21 protein-coding genes are annotated in these 19,655 nt (G+C 65.2%); 8 read left to right on the top strand and 13 right to left on the bottom strand.

The annotated features are described in order from the left end of the window. Positions 1-58: 58 nt before the first annotated feature. On the bottom strand, positions 59-1,135 hold the full coding sequence (locus ACVZTU_RS04125; RefSeq protein WP_139470449.1) for an IS110 family RNA-guided transposase: 1,077 nt from the start codon (positions 1,133-1,135) through the stop codon (positions 59-61). 506 nt (positions 1,136-1,641) lie between these two features. Here ACVZTU_RS04125 and ACVZTU_RS04120 point away from each other — a divergent pair. Beyond that, positions 1,642-4,314, top strand: a complete 2,673-nt coding sequence (locus tag ACVZTU_RS04120; RefSeq protein ID WP_482401482.1) for an ExeM/NucH family extracellular endonuclease — start codon at positions 1,642-1,644, stop codon at positions 4,312-4,314. Positions 4,315-4,317: 3 nt separating this feature from the next. Here the strand turns inward: ACVZTU_RS04120 and ACVZTU_RS04115 are convergent, their stop codons facing one another. Genes ACVZTU_RS04115 through ACVZTU_RS04105 form a run of 3 tightly spaced genes read right to left on the bottom strand, consistent with a single transcriptional unit; the run spans position 4,318 to position 8,255 of the window. Continuing rightward, positions 4,318-5,484, bottom strand: a complete 1,167-nt coding sequence (locus ACVZTU_RS04115; RefSeq protein WP_139469252.1) for a PrpF domain-containing protein — start codon at positions 5,482-5,484, stop codon at positions 4,318-4,320. A 4-nt stretch (positions 5,485-5,488) separates the two neighbouring features. Next, positions 5,489-6,769, bottom strand: coding sequence for an MFS transporter (locus ACVZTU_RS04110; protein ID WP_172175098.1), 1,281 nt, complete (start codon positions 6,767-6,769; stop codon positions 5,489-5,491). Positions 6,770-6,797: 28 nt separating this feature from the next. Continuing rightward, positions 6,798-8,255 carry a benzaldehyde dehydrogenase gene (locus ACVZTU_RS04105; RefSeq protein ID WP_482401481.1) on the bottom strand — a complete coding sequence of 486 codons (1,458 nt, stop codon included), beginning with the start codon at positions 8,253-8,255 and terminating at the stop codon, positions 6,798-6,800. A 131-nt stretch (positions 8,256-8,386) separates the two neighbouring features. On the opposite strand from ACVZTU_RS04105, the gene ACVZTU_RS04100 reads away from it, so the two are divergent. Continuing rightward, a complete protein-coding gene (locus ACVZTU_RS04100) occupies positions 8,387-9,157 on the top strand; it encodes an IclR family transcriptional regulator (protein ID WP_039207955.1) in 771 nt (256 codons plus the stop codon). A 16-nt stretch (positions 9,158-9,173) separates the two neighbouring features. On the opposite strand, the gene ACVZTU_RS04095 is transcribed toward ACVZTU_RS04100, so the two are convergent. Beyond that, positions 9,174-9,560, bottom strand: coding sequence for a DUF1304 domain-containing protein (locus tag ACVZTU_RS04095; RefSeq protein WP_139907082.1), 387 nt, complete (start codon positions 9,558-9,560; stop codon positions 9,174-9,176). Further along, entirely contained in the window at positions 9,557-9,820 is a 264-nt protein-coding gene (locus ACVZTU_RS04090) for a DUF2277 domain-containing protein (protein ID WP_039207958.1), read from the bottom strand. The genes ACVZTU_RS04095 and ACVZTU_RS04090 overlap by 4 nt, the downstream gene beginning before the upstream one ends. A gap of 81 nt (positions 9,821-9,901) precedes the next feature. On the opposite strand from ACVZTU_RS04090, the gene ACVZTU_RS04085 reads away from it, so the two are divergent. Then, positions 9,902-10,633, top strand: a complete 732-nt coding sequence (locus ACVZTU_RS04085; RefSeq protein WP_172175104.1) for a GTP pyrophosphokinase — start codon at positions 9,902-9,904, stop codon at positions 10,631-10,633. On the opposite strand, the gene ACVZTU_RS04080 is transcribed toward ACVZTU_RS04085, so the two are convergent. Beyond that, positions 10,614-11,192 (bottom strand): dihydrofolate reductase family protein, encoded by a 579-nt coding sequence (locus tag ACVZTU_RS04080; protein ID WP_420095628.1) that lies wholly within the window; start codon positions 11,190-11,192, stop codon positions 10,614-10,616. The genes ACVZTU_RS04085 and ACVZTU_RS04080 overlap by 20 nt on opposite strands. Before the next feature lie 198 nt (positions 11,193-11,390). Between ACVZTU_RS04080 and ACVZTU_RS04075 the strand changes: the two genes are divergently transcribed. Then, a complete protein-coding gene (locus ACVZTU_RS04075) occupies positions 11,391-12,149 on the top strand; it encodes an SDR family NAD(P)-dependent oxidoreductase (protein ID WP_482401480.1) in 759 nt (252 codons plus the stop codon). A gap of 36 nt (positions 12,150-12,185) precedes the next feature. Here ACVZTU_RS04075 and ACVZTU_RS04070 read toward each other — a convergent pair whose 3' ends face one another. Together ACVZTU_RS04070 and ACVZTU_RS04065 are read right to left on the bottom strand one after the other, a co-directional pair. Beyond that, positions 12,186-13,694 carry a multicopper oxidase family protein gene (locus tag ACVZTU_RS04070; protein WP_482401479.1) on the bottom strand — a complete coding sequence of 503 codons (1,509 nt, stop codon included), beginning with the start codon at positions 13,692-13,694 and terminating at the stop codon, positions 12,186-12,188. Continuing rightward, positions 13,691-14,095 carry a hypothetical protein gene (locus tag ACVZTU_RS04065; RefSeq protein WP_172175116.1) on the bottom strand — a complete coding sequence of 135 codons (405 nt, stop codon included), beginning with the start codon at positions 14,093-14,095 and terminating at the stop codon, positions 13,691-13,693. The genes ACVZTU_RS04070 and ACVZTU_RS04065 overlap by 4 nt, the downstream gene beginning before the upstream one ends. 152 nt (positions 14,096-14,247) lie before the next feature. Here ACVZTU_RS04065 and ACVZTU_RS04060 point away from each other — a divergent pair, with 152 nt between their 5' ends. The 3 genes from ACVZTU_RS04060 to ACVZTU_RS04050 all read left to right on the top strand — a co-directional run bounded on the left by ACVZTU_RS04060 (position 14,248) and on the right by ACVZTU_RS04050 (position 16,476). Then, entirely contained in the window at positions 14,248-15,426 is a 1,179-nt protein-coding gene (locus ACVZTU_RS04060) for a histidine kinase (protein WP_482401478.1), read from the top strand. Continuing rightward, entirely contained in the window at positions 15,423-16,103 is a 681-nt protein-coding gene (locus ACVZTU_RS04055) for a response regulator (protein WP_482401477.1), read from the top strand. Before ACVZTU_RS04060 ends, ACVZTU_RS04055 begins: the two co-directional genes overlap by 4 nt. Positions 16,104-16,224: 121 nt before the next feature. Next, a complete protein-coding gene (locus ACVZTU_RS04050; protein WP_482401476.1) occupies positions 16,225-16,476 on the top strand; it encodes a hypothetical protein in 252 nt (83 codons plus the stop codon). Between the two features lie 18 nt (positions 16,477-16,494). Here ACVZTU_RS04050 and ACVZTU_RS04045 read toward each other — a convergent pair whose 3' ends face one another. Beyond that, positions 16,495-16,848, bottom strand: coding sequence for a VOC family protein (locus tag ACVZTU_RS04045; protein WP_482401475.1), 354 nt, complete (start codon positions 16,846-16,848; stop codon positions 16,495-16,497). A gap of 4 nt (positions 16,849-16,852) precedes the next feature. Then, positions 16,853-17,386, bottom strand: coding sequence for an O-acetyl-ADP-ribose deacetylase (locus ACVZTU_RS04040; protein WP_482401474.1), 534 nt, complete (start codon positions 17,384-17,386; stop codon positions 16,853-16,855). Positions 17,387-17,460: 74 nt separating this feature from the next. Here ACVZTU_RS04040 and ACVZTU_RS04035 point away from each other — a divergent pair, with 74 nt between their 5' ends. Then, positions 17,461-18,231: a class II glutamine amidotransferase gene (locus ACVZTU_RS04035; RefSeq protein WP_376906372.1), complete on the top strand. Its 771-nt coding sequence runs from the start codon at positions 17,461-17,463 to the stop codon at positions 18,229-18,231. A 5-nt stretch (positions 18,232-18,236) separates the two neighbouring features. Here the strand turns inward: ACVZTU_RS04035 and ACVZTU_RS04030 are convergent, their stop codons facing one another. After that, positions 18,237-18,461: a sulfurtransferase TusA family protein gene (locus tag ACVZTU_RS04030; protein WP_039207979.1), complete on the bottom strand. Its 225-nt coding sequence runs from the start codon at positions 18,459-18,461 to the stop codon at positions 18,237-18,239. Then, positions 18,458-19,513 carry a YeeE/YedE family protein gene (locus tag ACVZTU_RS04025; RefSeq protein WP_420097034.1) on the bottom strand — a complete coding sequence of 352 codons (1,056 nt, stop codon included), beginning with the start codon at positions 19,511-19,513 and terminating at the stop codon, positions 18,458-18,460. The genes ACVZTU_RS04030 and ACVZTU_RS04025 overlap by 4 nt, the downstream gene beginning before the upstream one ends. Between the last annotated feature and the right edge of the window lie 142 nt (positions 19,514-19,655).

Below are 19,655 nucleotides of genomic sequence, written 5' to 3'. Positions count from 1 at the left end.
ACCTGACGGCGGCCCAGCAACCTCGCGCGAGGTTGCTGGGCCGATCCTTCTATGTCTGTCAAGCCGGCGTGGGAATTGTTTCTAGCCCGTTGAGAATCTTGAAAACTCGACGCGCGAGATACCATTTGAGCTTGCGCTTGAGTTCCCTCTTCGACTTCTTCGTCGGGTCCTCACCAAAGCGCTGGGCAACATAATCCCTGGTTCTCTCATCGTGGATCATCCGGTTCGTGATCACCGTGTGCAGGGCCCGGTTCAACTGCCGATCCCCACCCCTGTTCAACCGGTGTCGTTGCGTGTTGCCCGACGAAGCAGGGATCGGATTCGCCCCTGCCAGGGCTGCGAACGCAGCCGCGTTACGGACTCGTCCCGGATGCGACCAGGCGGTGAAGAACACCGCGGCAGTGAACGTACCGATCCCGGGTTCGGCCAGCAAGACTGCCGCCGGACTGGCCTCAACAAGTTCAGCGAGCTTGTCATGGTTGTCCTGCAGATCGTCATCAAGATCGAGGACGCGTTGAGCTAAACGGACCGCTTCGTCCCGGGACGTGGCCAGGCCGATGTCTTCCTTCCTCGACCGCCACTTCGAGATCTCGACGAACTGGGCATCGGTCAACGAGTTACGGGCATCAATTCCCAGAGCGACAGTGCGCACCAACGCGGTCAGGGAGTTGATCATCCGGGTCCGTTCGGTGGTCATCGCGTCCCGGGCTGCCAACAGCACGCGCAGGCCCTGGCGGACTCCTTCGCCTTGGCGTGGCCACCGCAGCTGGTCGGTGTGTAGCGCCAGCACGGACTTCGCGATCCGGTAGGAGTCGAGCTCATCGCTCTTACCCACGCCGTACCGGGCTTTGGCATCCATGCGTCCAGCTTCGACCACGGGGTATTCGGTCGTGGCGATATGACCGGTCAGCACCGCCCCGTAGGATGCGGTTCCTTCCACGACCCACAGGGTGTCGAGGTCACCTTTCGTCCACCGGCCTGCCCAGGTCAGGGCCCGTTTGATGCCGGCCCGAGATGTCGGGAAGCTGCCGGTAGCCACGAGGATGCCGGTGTTGGTGATGATCGTGTAGACGTGTTTTCTGGCGTGTGTATCGACGCCGATGAAGAAGTTGTATAAGTGCGCGACAATGGACATAGCGGTTCGAAGCTCCCTGTTTGACCGATAGGTTGTGCGGCCGCTTGCGGCCGGTACCGGTCCGGGATGAGGTCACTTCGGAACAACACTGTGATGAGTCACGCCCCGGCAAGGGGCGGACAGCCTTCTGATCAAGTTACCGAGGTGGGCCGAGTCGGTGCCGGCCGCACCACCCATGTGATCGGACAAATCGGCCCGAAGACACCACCAAAAGGGGGTGGGTCACCGCCAGGTTGAGTCACGATCACGGGGTGGAGAGGCCAGCACCTACTCTGCCAGCCGGTCCCAGACCAGCCACTACCAAGACTCACAGCCGTCAGGTAGTTCTGGGGCAGGGCGGGTTGTGTAGGATGAGTGCCACCCGTGGCACTCAGTGGACTGTTCGACTGTTCACAAGTTGTTCACATCTTCGCCGCTGTCGTCGATGAGTGAGCCGCTAGGGTGCAAGGGACTGCCCACGTGATCGTCACGGTGCGCACAGCCGCTCATCCGCCCGAAAGGCTCCCATGAAAGTCACGACCACCCTCTCTTCCGCCGCGGCGCTCAGTCTCGTCGCGGGCCTGGCCCTCCCCCTCGCACCGGCAGCCGCAGCAGATGCCGCCGCAGACAGCGACATCCACATCTCCGAAATCGCCTACACCCTCGCGACCGACTTCATCGAAGTCGCCGCCGACCCCGGCACCGACATCTCCGGGTGGACCTTCGGTTCGGTGACACGCGGCGGCAGCGTCCAGGCGCAGGAGAACACCGTCACCGTGCCCGAGGACACGACGGTCGGCGATTCCGGTGCCGTCGCGATCGACGTGTCGATCACGAACTCCGTCAAGGCCGGTTCGGCCGCCGACGGCGAGTACGGCTCGAGCGCCTTCGTCATCGACGATGACGGCGAGCTGGTCGACTTCCAGCAGATCGGCGGCGTCGTCGACGGCAAGGGCGTCACCGGCACGAAGAACACCTTCACCCCCGCGCTCGTCATCGGCCAGGAAGCCGAACCGACCGGTGCGACTGCCGCCGGCGGCCAGTCGATCCAGCTCACCGGCGACGCATGGAAGTCGGCAGCCCCCACCCCGGACGCCCTGCCCGACAGCAGCGACGACGGCGACGACGATGGCGACGACGGCGAAACTCCCGAAGGCGTCACGCCGATCGCCGACATCCAGGGCACGGGCGACGCCAGCCCCATCCAAGGCAAGACCGTGACCACCCGCGGTGTCGTCACCGCCGCCTACCCCGAGGGCGGGCTGAACGGCTACTACATCCAGACCCCGGGCACCGGCGGAGCCGACCGTGCCGACGGTGCAGCATCCGACGGCATCTTCGTCTACTCCCCCGACACCGTCGCCGATATCAGCATCGACGACCATGTCGAGGTCACCGGCACCGTATCCGAACACTACGGTCAGACCCAGATCTCCGTATCCGCGTCCGGTCTCAAAACGGTCGACGAACCCGCCGAGGCGGTCAAACCCGTCGAAGACGCCTTTCCTGCAGGAGATGAGAAGCGCGAATCCCTCGAAGGCATGCTCCTGCAGCCGAGCGAATCGCTGACCGTGGCCGACAACTACAACACGAATACGTACGGCGAGGTCGTCCTCGCCACCGGTGAGGGCATGCTCGACCAACCCACCGACGTTCACCGCCCCGGCACCCCCGAGGCAAAGGCTCTGGAAGCCGAGAACCTCGACCGTGAGGTCGTCCTCGACGACGGCGCCACCGTGAACTTCCTCAAGGCCGACAAGGACATCCCCCTGCCCTACCTCAGCAAAGAGGACCCGGTCCGCGTCGGTGCGCAGGCGAACTTCACCTCCCCGGTCGTGCTCGGCTTCGATCACGAGAAGTGGCGATTCCAGCCGACGACCCGTCTGACCGGTGACAACGCCGAGGCGGTCCAGCCGACCACTTTCACCGACACTCGCACCGAGGCCCCCGAGGCCGTTGGCGGGCAGGTCAGCCTCGCCAGCTTCAACGTCCTCAACTACTTCACCACCACCGGTGACCAGCTCTCTGGCTGCCAGTACTACGACGACCGCGAGGGCAACCACATCACCGTCCGCGGCGGCTGCGATGCCCGTGGTGCCGCGAATGCGGAGAGTCTCAAGCGTCAGGAGACGAAGATCGTCACCGCGATCAACAAGCTCGACACCTCGGTGGTCTCGCTCATGGAGATCGAGAATTCCGCCGCGTTCGGCAAGGACCGCGACGATGCCCTGGCGACCCTGGTCAAACGCCTCAACGAGGCGGCCGGGACCGAGAAATGGGACTTCGTCGACTCCCCTTCCGCCGTTCCGTCCGATGAGGATGTCATCCGCACGGCATTGATCTACCAACCCGCCGAGGTTGCTCCGCAGAACGAATCCACGATCCTTGACGATCAGGATGCGTTCTCCAATGCCCGCGAACCCCTGTCCCAGGCGTTCGCGCCGAAGGACGGTACCGGTGAGATCGAAAAGGACAAGACCTTCGTGACGATCTCCAACCACTTCAAGTCCAAGGGATCCGGGTCAGGTCCGGGCAACGAGGACTCCGGTGACGGTCAGGGCGCGTCGAACGCCGATCGCGTGAAGCAGGCCGAAGCGCTCGTCGGGTTTGCCGGTGACCAACAGGAGGCAACGAACAGCGACCTGGTCTACCTCCTCGGCGATTTCAACTCCTACACTCAGGAGGACCCGATGCAGGTCTTCTACGAGGCCGGATACAAGGACATCGCGGCGGAGAAGACGGACGAATCCACGTATGTCTTCGGTTCGCGCACAGGCAGCCTCGATCATGTCCTCGCCCTCGACGCCTCGGACGAAGCCGACGGTGCAGGCACGGAGGCAACGGCCTTCGGCTCCGTCACCGGGGCCGATGTCTGGAACATCAACTCGGTCGAGTCCCTGGCGCTCGAATACAGCCGCTTCAACTACAACGTCAGCGACCTCTTCGCTCCGGACCAGTTCCGGGCTTCCGACCATGATCCGGTCGTCGTCGGCCTCTTCGACTCCTCAGATGAAGGCGGGGACGACGACGCCGGAGCAGACGCTGCGGAAAACGCCGACGCCGACGGTTCGAGCGACCACCCCGGCGGAAAGAACGCGGGGAAGAACGGTGGCAAGAACGGCAACCATTGGGGCAGCCGCGACGGTGATCACCCTGGAGGCAAGAACGCCGGGAAGAACGGTCGCCACAACGGTTGGTGACGCTTAGTCGGTGACGGCCACCTGCCCCCGCATGAGCACTCGTGCCGTGCGAAAGAGGGAGGTGGCCGTCACCGTGTCCGCGTCGAAGACGGCACCGGCCGTGACGACGCCCGAAGGGGTGGCCAGCCGCACTTCCGGCCCGACATTTTTGTCTTCGTCCCCGGTGTCGGACCCGGGCCTGGAGCGTCGGATGATGCGGTTGATGATCGTGTCCGGGATCTGCGCGGCCGCGGCCAGGCACATGGCTCCGGTTCCGGGCACGGCTTTGTGCGTCTGCCCCATGGAGATCATTCGCACGAGCAGGTCGGCCTCCTCGGCGGCCAGGGTCGTTCCGTCGAGCAGTCGGGTGGGCTGTGGGGCGGTGACCACGGCGACCTTCGGCACGACGTCCGGCGCTTCCTCCGGTGACTCACACAGACCCATCCGCACAGCGGCGTTGCGGCGCAGCTCCGCGATCATGCCCATCGCGTGCTCGTTCGCGTCGATCTCCTCCGGAGATTCGGTGCCCTTGAGTCCGATCGCAGCACCCGGGACGATGACGACGGGCAGGGTGGCATCGACGAGACTGACCTCGAACATCGCCCCACCGGCAGTGATGGACTCGGCTGCCTTCCCTGTCGGCAGGAGCCCGGCGGTGCGGCTGCCGGCCGGGTCGGGGTAGATGAGTTCGAGCGGAGCGCCCGTTCCGCTGACTCCGGGCAGCACCAGATCTCCCGTAACGTCGGCCTGCCCATCGACGACGCCGAGGCCGACGTCGACGAGTTTCTGCGTGTTCGTATTGAACAGCCGGAAGACATTCCATCCGTCGGCTGCGGAGATCAGCCCGGCCGACAGGGCGAAGGGCACGACCCCGGACGACAGATTTCCGCAGTTGCCGGAATAGTCGACGGCCGCCTCGGTGACGGAGACCTGACCGAACGTGTAGTCGAGGTCGACCCCGTCCCTCGCCGAGGCGGCCACGACGACGATCTTCGACAGCGAGGAGATTCCCCCGCCCATTCCGTCGAGTTGACGGCCGAACGGATCGGGCGAGCCCATCGCCTGGCAGAAGATCGTGTCCCACTCCGCCGTGTCCCCGCCGGTGCCCAAAGGTGGCAGCGCGGATTCGCTGAAGAACAGTCCCTTGCTTGTGCCGCCGCGAACGAACGTGGCATCGATCCACCGAGTCATGCTTTCAGCGTAGCGACTTCGGCACGATCGCCATGGCAGCGAACCCGAGGACTGCCACGACGGCGAAGAGGTAGAAGCCCCACGGGTAGGCGATGCCCGCGGTGACGAGGGCACCGGTGATGAACGGACCGACGATGGCACCGATCCGCCCGATGCCCGAAGCCATGCCCAGCGCGGTGCCGCGGGCCTGAGCCGGGTAGATGGCCGAGACGAAGGCGTAGACGAGCACCTGGGCGGAGAAGACGAAGACTCCGGTGATGAATACCGCGATGTTGAGCAGCACCTGGCTGGTCATCGGAATCGACAGTGCGGCGAGGAAGATGGCTGCGAGGACGAACCACATGAGCACGATCTTCTTCGTCCCGTGCTTGTCGGCCAGCCAGCCGGCCAGGACGAGTCCGACGACGGCGCCGATGTTCATGACGAAGAGCATGACCAGCGAGTCCGAGACCTCGTAGCCGGCGTCGGCCATGATCTTCGGCAGCCAGGTGTTGAGTCCGTAGACCAACAGGAGTCCCATGAAGCTCGCTGCCCACACGCCGATGGTCACCAGCGCCAGCTTGCCCTCGAAAAGTCCCGCCATTCCTGTCTTCGCCTGCGCGTCGACGGTGCCGGACGGGTCGACGGCGTCGGCGTCCACCGCTTCCGCGGCAGCGGGGTTGCGTTTGAGTTCCTGAGCGATGAGGAAGACTTCGGATTCGGGCAGCTTCCAGATCAGGAGGGGCACCATGACGAGGCCGGCGATTCCGCCGGCGAGGAAGAGCAGGTGCCAATTGTGGGAGTAGGCGACGGCCAGCAGGGAGATCGCGACGGCGCCGGCATGGTAGCCGGTCATCGTCAGCGTCGTGGCCTTTCCAGTCTTACCCGACTTGTTGTACTCGCTGATGTAGGCGAGAGCGCTGGGCATCACGGCACCGAGGAACAGTCCGGCGATGAACCGGTAGGTGGTGAACAGTGCGACGTTCGGAGCGAACGCGACGAGCAGAGTGAAGACACTGAAGCCGATGACGCAGCCGATGATCGCCCACCGTCGTCCGATCCGGTCGACGACGGGGCCGACGGATACGGCGCCGAGGCCGACGCCCACGAGGCTGAGCGTGGCCACCATTGTGGCCGCCTCGGGGGTGAATCCGAGGGCCTCGGTGGCCAGCAACTCAGGGATGACCGCGCCGAGGACGACGAGGTCGAAGCCCTCCAAAGCGACAGCCAGCCAGCACAGGACGGCCGGCCAGCGGCCCGCCGAGGCGGAACCGGTCGTGGATGCGGATGGGGTGGTTGCGGACATCGGTGTCTCCGGGGTGTTGTCGTGCAGGTCAGAACGGGTAAGGCGCGATGGACGAGCGCATCGTCACCCATTGGGTTTCGGTGAAGGCTTCGATGTTGGCCTCAGCCCCGCCGAAACGGGATCCGTTGCCGGAGTCCTTCATGCCACCGAAGGGGACGTTGGCCTCATCGGAGACGGTCTGTTCGTTGATGTGGACCTTCCCTGTGTCGACGAGGTCGGCGAGGTCCATGGCCAGACCCACATCGCCGAGGATGCCCAAGGAGAGTCCGTATTCGCTGGCATTGACCATCTCGGCGGCTTCTTCGAGGGTGGAGAAGCGGGCCACCGGGGCGACGGGTCCGAAGATCTCCTGCGCCCAGGCGGGGTTCGAAGGGCTGAGGTCGGTGAGCACCGTGGGCGGGACGAAGGCCCCTTCGCCCGGCCCGCCGGCGACGAGTGTGGCACCGTCGGCGATGGCTTTGTCGAGGATGTCGCGGACGTGGGTGCGCTGTTTCTCGTCGATGATCGGTCCGATCGCGACCTCCTCGGTGGCGGGGTTGCCCACCGGCAGGTTGCGGGCGCGTTCGGCCAGTTGTTCGATGTATTCGTCGTAGATGGATTCGTGGACGAGGTGGCGGCCTGTGGTCATGCAGATCTGGCCTTGGTGCATCCACGATCCGAAGGCCCCCGCCGAGGTGGCGGGACCGACCTCGGCTCCGGGAAGGACGACGAGCGCATTGTTGCCCCCGAGCTCGAGGTGGCAGCGCTTGAGGAGGCGACCGGCGGCTTCGCCGACCTTGCGTCCGGCCGCGGTAGAGCCGGTGAACGAGATGACGGAGACCTCGGGTGCGGCGACGACGGCTTCACCGGCGTCGAGGCCGCCGGGCAGGACCTGGAGCAGTCCTTCGGGCAGTCCCGCCTCGGCGAAGACCTTCGCGATCGCCACTCCGGCGCACACGGCGGTGCGCGGGTCCGGCTTGAGCAGGACCGCGTTGCCCAATGCCAGGGCCGGGGCGACGGAGCGCATAGCGAGGATGAGGGGGAAGTTGAACGGGGCGATGACGGAGACGACTCCGGCGGGCACTCGGCGGGCGAAGGACCAGCGGGGTTCGTTCGAGGTGAGCACCTGCCCCTTGGGGTGGCTGGGCAAGGCGGAGGATTCGAAGCAGATGGCTTCGGCGGAGGAGATCTCAAGTGCGGCCTTCGGTGGGATGGAGCCGGCTTCGCGGATGATCCATCCGGAGAGCTCTTCGGCGTGTTCGGCCCACAGAGCACCGGCGCGGCGCAGCACTGCGGCCCGTTCGGCCGGGGTGGTCCTTGCCCAATCCTTCTGTGCAGCGGCGGCTCGCGTGGCGGCGGCGGTGACGTCGTCGGCGCTGGCGGCACCGAGGCGGCCGAGGGTCTCACCGGTGGCCGGTTCGATGACGTCGTAGGTCTCTCCTGAGCCGGCGGCCCAGGTGCCGGTGAAGATCTTCTCGTGCCAGTCGGTTCCCAGGAAATCAGTCATTGTCTGTCCTCACTTCTTTGTCGGGGCGGGACTGTGGTGCACCTCTCGTCACAGTAGTGACCCGCACCACCCGAAGCCACAACGCTCCCATTCATTGAGAATTTCGATGGAGAACCGCTAGAATCCGAGGCATGGCGAACTCTCCTTCCGGCGACTCGATGATCGATCGGCTCGTGCGCGTGCTCGCATCCTTCGACCCGGACCATCAGAGCCTGAGCACCGACGAGATCGCCGAGCGTGCCGAACTGCCGAAGTCGACGGCCTACCGACTCATCGGTGAGATGATGCGTCACGATCTGCTCCAGCGCGACCCCAACGGCCGCATCCGGATCGGCGTCGGGATGTGGGAGCTGTCGAACCGCGCCTCCGATGCCGTCGATCTGGCTTCGGTGGCCAGACCGCACATGATGGGTGTACACGAGTTCGTCGGTGAGAACACCCAGTTGGGCATCCTGCGGGAGCGGGAGGTGCTCATCATCGAGCGCATGTCGGCGCCGAATGCGGTCATCCACCGGTCGAAGACCGCCGGTCGACTGCCGGCTCATGCGTCGTCCTGTGGACTCGTGCTCTTGGCTTATGCGCCCAAACATGTTCGTGAGGCGTATCTGCGGGGGCCGCTGTCTGCCATCACGGAGAAGACGACAACGGATCCTGCAGCTCTGCGCAAGATGTTCACTTCCATCCGCTCTCACCATTTCGCCGAGCTCTCCGGCCATATCGATGAGGGCACGACAGGAATCACGGTTCCTGTCTTCGACGCCGGCGGGGCGGCGATCGCCGGGCTCGGCGTCGTCATCGATTCGGAGCACCGTAAAGGCGTGCCCGCGATCATGCGGGTCCTGCGGACCGCCTCGGCGAGGATCACGCAGGACCTTACCGCCGATCATCGATTCGCCGGCTGAGTCAGATCGCTGCGACTCAGACCAGCACACCGACGAGCAGGCAGACCACACCGAACAACGGCAGCGTGCCCTGTTTGAGCGCGGAGGCGAGCAGCTCACGGCTTGAGAGTGCGAGCACCAGCGCTGCGGCGAGCATCGATCCTGCCCCGACGAAGACGAGGGTGAGACCGACCGCGGCAGAGCCTGCGCCGAAGACGATGAGGCCAATGAACACAGCGAGGGCCAAGAAGAGGTTGTAGAAGCCCTGGTTGAAGGCCAGGGACTTCGTCGCCGCAGCCTCGGCTTCGGTCGTGCCGAACGTGGCGCGGGCACGTGGACTCGTCCAGGCGATGGACTCCAAGTAGAAGATGAAGACGTGCAGGGCGGCGGCGAGGCCGGCGAGGACAAGTCCGGCGATCGTCATGCGCGAGCCGCGAATCTGGCTCGCCGCTTCTCCGCTTCCTCCTCTCGATTCTTCGGCGGCGCGTTCGTCACCAGCGCATCGAGGAGGTGCTGGGTGGTGTGGGCGATCTCCTCGACAGCAGCGTCGAAGGCCTCAGCATTGGCCTGCGAGGGCTTCGTCGTGCCGGCGATCTTGCGCACATACTGCAGTGCGGCGGCGTGGACTTCGTCGGAGGTGGCGGCAGGTTCGAAATTATGGAGGGTCCTGATGTTTCTGCACATGCCAAAACGGTACTCCTCGGCACTGACACAGAACAGATGTTCCGCCGATACACTGAGGCCACAATGGAGATCCGGAAAGAGATGACGCCAACAGAGACCGCCCTGACACCACAGCAGATCGAAAGCATCCGTCAGCTGCGCCTGGATTTCTCGCAGCTGATCATGCACCACCGCTTCGTCATCGACGAGGTGCTCACGAAGATCTCGATCCTGCGCGAGGAGTCCGTCCACACGCGCAGCTACAACCCGATCGAGCACATCTCCTCTCGCGTGAAGTCGCCACGGAGCCTGCTGGAGAAGGTCCACCGTCGGGGCCTGCCGCTCGACACCGCGATCATCCGCCGCGAGATCACCGACATCGCAGGCATCCGCATCACCTGCAGCTTCATCGCCGACACCTACCACGTCCTCGAGCTGCTCACCGCGCAGAACGACGTCCGCCTCGTCGAGGTCAAGGACTACATCGCAGAGCCGAAGCCCAACGGCTACCGCAGCCTGCACGCGATCCTCGAGGTACCGGTGTTCCTCCGCAGCGGGCCGACCCCGGTCATCTGCGAGGTGCAGATCCGCACGATCGCGATGGACTTCTGGGCGAGCCTCGAACATAAGATCCACTACAAGTTCGACGGCGACGTTCCCGAACGTCTCGTCGGCGAACTCACCGAGGCGGCCGACGCGGCCAGCGAACTCGACCGGAAGATGGAACGCCTCCACGCCGAGGTCAGGAGCGGTTCACCGGATGTCGATTCCGGTGAGGAGTTCGACGAGGAGGCTCTGCGGATCCTTTGGGACCTCAGTCGGCGGGAGGGCTAGGTCTCTTGGGTCGGTACGTCCGACCGAAGCTGCGGGCGTTCGCCGTATCGATCGTCTTGAGCTCCCAGTCGACCCGCCGTCCGCCGGGAACATCGAAGATCCGGGTGCCGTCGCCGAGGAAGACCGGGGCGACGTAGACCTGGAGTTCGTCGATGAGGTCGACCTCGAGTGCCTGCCGGGCGATATCGGCGCTGATGATCTGGATGTCGCGGTCACCGGCGATCTGCTGGGCACGCTCGACCGCCTCGGTGATGGTGCAGTTCAGCGCGGTCACCGAGGCGTCATCGGCCAAATCCTCGGGACGATGAGTGAGGATGAACTCCGTCCCCGACCACACACCTCCGTATGGCTCGGACGTCAGCTCATCGCGTTCGGCGGCCTGCGCCTTGGCCGCGTCGTAGCCGCTGCGGCCGGAGATGATGACGGCGACTTTCGACGCCATGCCCTCGGTGGTGCCTTCGGCGTTCGGCTCGGAGGCCGAGAGCCACGACATGTCATGGCCTGGCCCGGCGATGAATCCGTCGATCGAACAGGTGAAACCCCATGCCACTTTTCCCATCGCTCCCCCTCGAGCCGCAGCGATCATCAATCCAGTTGCAGATTGCAACCAGTTAACCATTGTTGCCGGCCTCGATCAATGCCCCGTGTGACCGAACAGGCCGACTTACAGCGGAATGTTCTCCGACTCTTCCTCGTTACGCCTGGTGAGGGCCACGTCAGCTGGGCCCGAGGATTTTCGAGAAAGAGAGTCACCGCCATGGCAGATTTCACGAACAAGGTCGCACTCGTCACCGGAGGCGGATCGGGCCTCGGAGAGGCGATTTCCAAGGACCTCGCCTCCAAGGGCGCGAAGGTCGTCATCACCGACATCAACCTCGAGGCAGCCGAGCGTGTCGCCGGTGAGGTCACCGAGGCCGGAGGCACCGCCTCGGCAATCCGGCAGGACACGTCCTCGAAGGAGGACTCGGAGAAGGTCGTCAAGTTCGCCGTCGACACCTACGGCGGACTCAACTTCGCCGTGAACAACGCGGGCATCGGCGGCAAGCAGGTGCCCGCCGGCGAGACCGACCTCGATTCGTGGGACAAGGTCATCGACGTCAACCTCAACGGCGTCCTCTACGGCATGCGCTTCCAGATCCCGGCCATGCTCGAGAACGGCGCAGCGGAGTCGGCGATCGTCAATATGGCTTCGGTTCACGGAACCGTCGCCGCGATCAACAACGGCGCTTACACCGCAGCCAAGCACGGCGTCGTCGGCATCACGAAGAATGCCGCCGCCGAATACGGCACCGAAGGCTTGCGCATCAACGCAGTCGGCCCCGGCTACATCACAACTCCCCTGCTCGAATCGAGCCTGGACGCCGAAACGCTTGAAGGACTCAAGGCCAAGCACCCTCTCGGCCGCCTGGGCACCGCCGATGAAGTTGCAAAGGTCGTATCGTTCCTGCTCTCCGACGATGCCTCGTTCGTCACCGGCGCCTATTACCTCATCGACGGCGGCTACACCGCGGTGTGATCGCTCTGTCGATGACGCACGAGCACTGTCACCGCCTCAGTGCTCGTGCCCGGCCCCGTCATGCCCGGCCGGCACCCCGACTTCTGCCTCCTGACCTTGCTCGATGACGACGAACTGGCCCATCATGCCCTCGTCCTCGTGCAGCAGCATGTGGCAGTGATACATATACGGCATCGTCGGGTCGGCGAAGTCCTCGAATCGCATGAGCAGCCGGTAGTCGCGATTCGGTTCGAGGTAGATCGTGTCCTTCCTTCCGCTCATCTCCACCGGCGGCGCCTCCCCATCAACCGAGAGCACCTCGAACTGCACATCATGGATATGGAAGCTGTGCGGGATCGGCTGCTTGCTGCGCACCTCCCACACCTCGGTGTCACCGACGTAGGCCACCTCGTCGATGCGGTTCATGTCCATCCGCTCGCCGTTGATCTCACGTTCCTCGAGTTCGAACTTGCGGGTCTTGGCTGCCTCAGCCTCAACTAGGGCATCGTCCCCAGCATGCGACGACGGTGACCATGCGGGTTCGGGAGCTGGCGTCAGGGTCTCGGCCGCACGGAATTCGAGAACGTCGAAGGAATCGTGTCCGCCCATCGTCGCCGGCACCGCCACCCCGCCGAGGTCGACCTCGGCCGAGCGCATCCGCACCGTCTCACCTGCGGTGAAGTCGACGACCACCTCGGCGCGCTCACCCGGTGCCAACCTCAGCCGATCGACCTCGGCAGGTTCGTCGAGGAGTCCGCCGTCACCGGCGATGAGATCCATCGACCGATCGGGGAATTCGAAGGCGTACGTCCTCGCCGTCGATCCGTTGAGCAGGCGCAGCCGCACCTTCTCCGATGTCACCTCCTGCACCCCGCCGATGGTGCCGTTGACCATGACGGTGTCGCCGAGCATCCCCGGTTCGGCCCCGTCGTCGCTGAGCTCGAGCTCACCATCGTCGAAAGACTTGTCCTGGACGATGAGCGGGAGATCGTCGACGCCGTACTCGTCCGGCAGATCCGCGTCGGCGCTGGCATCGTCGTCGAGGATGACCATCCCGGCCAACCCCTTGTACACGTGGTCCTCGGTCTTTCCATGTGGATGCGGGTGGTACCACAGGGTCGAGGCCTGCTGGTCGATCGTCCAGTGCGGCTTCCACGACTGACCAGGATCGATCATCTGGTGCGGACCGCCGTCCATCGTCGCCGGCAGATGCATCCCGTGCCAGTGCACGCTCGTCGGTTCGTCGAGGTCGTTCGCAACGTCGACGGCGACTTTCTCCCCGCGTTCGGCCCGCAGAGTGGGCCCGAGAAATGACCCATTGAATCCCCAGGTCTCCGTCGGTCCGTCCTGACCGGGAAACTCCGTCGACCCTTTCTCAGCGGTGAGGTCGAAGGTGCGCACTCCGCCGTTGACCGTCGATTCCGCCAACGGCGGGATGGCCAGTTCGTTGTCGAACTCGGCCTCCGTCACCGAGGTGGTCGACACTCCGCAGGCAGCCAGCCCGACCGCGGCGACCACCGCGACAGCGGCCCCGGCAGCGACAGAGGCGTGCGGGCGCCGTCTCATCGCTGCTCTCGCCTCCCGAGCATCGCCTGGATTCCGTAGGCTGCCAGTCCGGTGAGGGCGCCGATCCCGGCGCCCATTCCGAGGCTCGGGATGAGTGCCATGAACACCGCCGGCCCGCTGCTGATCAGCCCGGTCCCGGCGAGCAGTCCGCCGAATGCGAGGGTGAGGAAGCCGTGCGCCGCGCCGCAGATCGTCAGGGTGAGTACGGGCCGAGCGACGCGGGCGAAGCCGACGGTCCCGATCCACACCGCTCCGGTGAGACCGAGCAGGATGAGGGCGCGGACGGCGCCGTCACCGAGGATGGGCCACAGTCCGGTCAGCGGCCACAGCAGCGCCAGAGAGGACAGACCGACGATGAGCGGCCAGGACAGAGGACGTTTCGAATGTGTTGTCGTATTCATGTCCCCCACTCTTCCGGCCGGCCGGATCTGCCACATCGACACTGAGGCGTCAGTTTCTCCCGCCCCGAGGCGAGGCTCGAGTCGCCTGCAGGCGATTGCCCGATCGACGCCGAACGACTGCGGCGGACGCGTTTGCTCCGTAGTCTTGGACTATGGGTTCGGCAGATGTGAGTGAGACGGGTGAGGAGCGCGAGCGCCTCGCACCGTGGCTGACCGATGCCTCCCTGGCGGTTGCGGTGACCCTGGTGATCTCGCTGGTCATCGCCGCCGATGCCGAGTCCTCCCCGCTGCCCGGCGTCGCCTGGGCCATCGGCTTCGGTGCCCTGTTGCTCCTGCGTCGCCGTCTGCCGCTGACCGTTCTGGCCGTGACCGTGTTCGGGATCTTCGCCTACTACGCTCTGAATCTGCCGCCGATCGGCATGGTCCTGCCCGCCGTCGGTGCTCTCTACTCGACTGCCGAGGTGCGGCGCACCTCATGGGCGGTGCTCGGTGCTGCGGTCTTGATTGCCGTGTCGACGTTCTACCGGTTCGATGACCTCGATCCGCGCGCCCAACTGACCGGGTACGGCTTCGTCACTGAACTTGCCCTGGCAGCCGCCGCGATCGCCCTGGGGTCCGTGGTCCGTTTGGTCCGGGAGACCCGTACGCAGTCGGCGCGCATCGCCGCCCTCACCACTGCCGAGGAGTCCCGAGCCGCCGAGGCGCGGATGCACTCCGAACGAGTGCGCATCGCCCGCGACCTCCACGACACGATCGGCCATACCCTGTCCGTGGCTTCCCTGCACACCTCAGTGGCGGCCGAGGCCGTGGACCCGGACGACCGCGCGGCCGCACTCGAACGGGTGCGCGGTGCCACCTCGGAGGCACTGCGGGAACTGCGTCGCACGGTCAAGGTCCTCCGCGAGGAGTCCGCGGGTGCGACCGACCCGGGACCCGCCTCGGCGCTGGGGTTGGCTTCGATCTCCTCCGTCATCGAGTCGGCCCGAGCCGCCGGCCTCGACGTCACGGTCGACCTCGATGTCGATCCGGCACGGCTGCCGCGGGCCGTCGACGCCGCGGCATTTCGGATCGTCCAGGAATCGGTGACGAACGTGCTCCGCCATTCCGGGGCGAGCGCGGCCCGCATCTCCGGGCGGGTGCACGGCGACGAGCTCATCGTGCGCATCCACGATGACGGTCACAGCGGGGCCGCGGACACGGCCGCCGGTGCCGGCATCCGCGGGATGTCGGAACGGGCGGGGCTGCTCGGGGGTCGCCTCGGTGCCGGGGCGAACGGTGAAGGATTTGAAGTGATCGCGCATCTGCCGATCAACGTGGAGGAGAACGAATGACCGAGGCGATCCGCGTCGTCATCGTCGACGATCAGGAGCTGGTCCGGGCCGGTCTGCGGCCATTGGCCGAACGCGACGGAGACATTTCGGTCATCGCCGAGGGGGCGGACGGGAGGTCAGGGCTGTCGCATGTGCGGGAGCTGCGCCCCGATGTCGTGCTCATGGACATCCGCATGCCCGTCATGGACGGGATCGAGGCGACGCGGGCCATCGTCGCCGATGGTGCGTTGAACGGGGTCAGGGTGCTCATGCTCACCACCTTCGACGAGGACGAGAACGTGTTCGCCGCCATCCGTGCCGGTGCTGCAGGCTACCTGCTCAAGGACGTCTCTCCCGACGATCTGCGCGCTGCGATCCGCACGGTCGCCGCCGGTGATGCCCTGTTGTCTCCATCTGTCACCGCCGCGGTCATGCGGGTCGTCGCGGAGGGGCATTCACCCTATCCGGACGGGCATGGGCTCGATCAGCTGACTGAACGGGAGGTCGAGGTCCTCAGCGGAATCGGGCGCGGGCTGACCAATGACGAGATCGCTGCCGAACTCTTCCTCAGCCCCGCCACTGCTCGCACCTATGTCAGTCGACTGCTCACTCGTCTCGATGCCCGGGACCGCGCTGCCCTGATCGTGCTCGCCTATGAGACGGGGCTGGTTCGGCCGGGCGGTGCTTCACGCGGGTGATCGTCGGCTGCTCCCATCGAACGTCCTCAGATCCCCCAGTGCACACTCTGCTTGCAGGCGTAGCGTGGCAGGCACAGCCCAAATGGTTTGGACCGTGGACGAAAACATCAGGTGATCGACCATGAGCACGACACAGACCTATCAGTATCCGAAGCCCCTGGCGGTGGTTCTCGGCAAGAGGGCGGCGCTGTTCCTCTTCATCGGCGTCCTCGGTTTCCTCCTCGTCAAGATCGTCGGTCCGGTTCTGCAGACCGGCCCCGAATATGTCGTCGAGGCCGCCGTCTCCGGAATTCCGCTGCTAATCGCCGCCGGGTGTGCCGTCAGCGCACTGGCGCTGGCGGTCGTACACAAAGTGCGGCACAGGGCAGCGTGAACACTGCCCCGCGTCGGTTCACTCCGGATGCGCGACGATATTGAATACGTTGCCGTCGGGTGCGCGGACGAAGAACCGCCGTACTCCCCATTCCTCGTGGGTGAGCGGGTGGACGATCTCGATGCCCTGTTGCTGGGCTTCGGCAAAGGCAATGTCGACGTCCTCGACGAGCACCGAAGCCACGGGATTCGTCTGCCCGGTGTCATCGTCGGTGAGCACCTGCACGCTGGCGCCGGTGCCCGGTGAGGTGAAGCGTGCGACCCAGCCGAGATTGAATTCCTCGCTGCTCAGCCCGAGGAAGCCCGCATAGAACTCCCGCGCGGCGTCGAGGTCGTCGACCGCGATGTCGGGAATGACCCTGTTGACCTTCATGACATCACCACTGATCGTGGTCGAAGACCTGGCAGAACACGCTGGTCATCTGATCGCTGAAGAGAACGAATTGCACCTCGTCGATCGAGTCCCAGCGGCCGCGGGACCGTCCGTCGACGATGACGGAATGAGCCGCCTCGGCGACGTCCCTGGGCGCCCAGCCGTAGACTCCGCCGCCGATGGCCGGGAACGCGATCGAAGAGGCTCCGAGCTCCTCGGCGAGGTTGAGGCTTGATTCGAAACAGGACTCGAGGATCTCAGGATCAGCCTCGCCCGCGTTCCGATTCGGTCCGACCGTGTGGATGACCCAGCGGACGGGCAGATCCCCCGCTGAGGTGGCGACGGCCTGGCCCGGCGGCAGACCGCGCACATGGGTGGTCTGCCTGACCTCGCGGCAAGCTTCGAGGAGCGCGGGACCGGCCGCGCGGTGGACGGCTCCGTCAACTCCGCCGCCACCGAGCAGCGAAGAATTCGCGGCGTTGACGATCGCGTCGACGGCCACCTCGGTGATATCGCCTTCGAGAACCGTGATCTTCATGTCTTGAGTCTAGGCATCGACACTGACACTGCCTACCCATCGGCGTAACCTGAGGTCAGCGCGAAGGAGGGGCTATGTGCAGACTGCTCGGTTTCATCTCCCCCGTCCCGACCACGGCCGTGGATCTCATCGGTGTCGATGAGTGCCGGCAGTGGCAGTCGATGGGGACCGTCCACGATGACGGGTGGGGCACGGCGTGGATAGACCCCCGCGCCGAGGCGGTCGCGCGGTTCCGCACTCCCACCGAGGGCGCCGATGATCCCCGGTTGACCCGCGCTTTGGATGCGGAGGCGAGCGAGGGGCGGATCTGCCACCTGCGGATGGCGACGACAGGACTGAAGGACCTCGAAGAGAACACGCACCCGTTCCTGGCCGATGGTGTGGCGATGGCGCACAACGGTTCGGTGCACCCGATCGAACGGCTGCGCGAATTCGTCAGCGTCGCTGAGGCTGACGAAGTGGGCGGCACCACCGATTCTGCGATCGTCTTCGCACTCGTCCTCCGGCGGCTGCGGCACGGCGAATCATTGCTCGACGCGGTGATCGGGACAGTGCGGATGCTACGGGCCGGCTTCGATCGCCCGGGCATGAACCTGCTCTTCCTGACGACAGAGGAGATGATCGTCGTTCATGCCACTGCGGGAACACAAGTGCCGTATCTGCAGGAACCGCTGCCGCCGGACCATCACGATCACTACTACCGGATGAGCTGGCAGCGGTCGCCCGAGAACGCAATGATCGTGTCCTCCTCGGGACTGGAACACAATGGGTGGAGTCTCATCGAGCAGAACACGATCATGCGGCTGACAGTCGCCGACGGTGCGGAGACGATCGTCAGGCTGTAGGTGGGTCAGGCCTTCTGGACGGTGATGGTCCAGCTCGCGTCGGTGACTCGGTCGAAGTGGGTGACGGGGTAGCCGTTCTCGGCGGCCCACTGCGGGATCGCCTCGGTGGCCTGGGTGCAGTCGAAGTTGATGACGAGTTCGTCACCGGCTTCCAGACCGGTCATCGCGTCCTTGGCTTCCACGAGGGGGAAGGGGCAGACCTGGCCGTCGGTTTCGAGTACTTGCTTCATACTGTCCTGCTTTCCGCCGCGGGCGCTGCGGCCTGCGACTTCTTCGGTTTGATGGAGACCTTCGCTGCGATTCCGGAGCCGACGATCATGAAGACCATCGACACCCAGCCCTGGTATTCGAACTGTGCGGTCGAGACCATCGCGTTGCCGACGGTGCAGCCGCCGGCGATGGCTGCGCCGACGCCCATGCCGATACCGCCGATGATCGACTTGATGATCACGCTCTTGTCCGGCACGCGGACCCGGAACTCGCCGGAGGCCTTTGCTGCGATGAAGGAGCCGACAAGGATGCCGATGACGAGCATGACGCCCCAGTCGATGAGCTGCGTGTCACCCGTGGTGAGGTATCCGACGAGGTTCGCCGAGGGGGTGGTGATGCCCAGACCCGAGTTGCGGCCCGTGGCGGCGGAGAGCGGCCAGGCGATCGTGGCGATGATGCCGATGACCACGGCTGTGGCGAAGGGGTTCCAGCGCTTCTCGGTGAGCAGGTGCGCCAGGCCTGTCTTGCGCGGAGGCAGGGTGGCCATCGGAGTCTTGAGTTTGCGGGCATGGTGGACGGTCAGCCAGATCGCCACTGCAGAGATGATGGCGACGAAGACCCAGGGGCTCATGCCGGTGCTCGCCTGCAGGCTGCCGTTGTCCAGGGTGATCCCGCGGATGCCCTCGGTGAAGCCGGCGAGCGGGCCGAGCTTCATCACCGCGGAGAAGAGGGCGTAGAAGATGAGGGCGAACCAACTGCCGACGAGTCCTTCACCGGCCCGGTAATAGGTGCCGGTCGCGCAGCCTCCGGCGTAGACCATGGCCCAGCCGAAGATCAGTCCGCCGACGATCGAGGCCAGCCATGGGAACGGCGTCGCCTCGAGGGTGATGACTCCGAAGCTGTTGAGCAGGAACAGGCCGATGGAATGCACGGCGATGAGCACGATGAGGGCGGAGAACCAGCGCGTGTTCCCCGTCAGCGTGAGGTCGCGGAAGGCGCCGGTTACGCAGAAACGTCCACGTTGGAAGACGAATCCGAGGACGAGGCCGACGATGAGTCCGGTGATGATCATTGAGCTGCTTTCTGTTCACGGCAGGTTCGCGGACGAACACAACAACCGTCCATTTTGCTCAACAATCGATGGTCAGTCAACCACCGCCGGGCACAGCACCTCCCGTTCAGCTCGATGTGACTCAGCGCTCAGCAAAAGTATC

The organism is Brevibacterium sp. OS20 (assembly GCF_056837565.1).
This window is presented reverse-complemented; position numbering and strand designations above follow the sequence as displayed.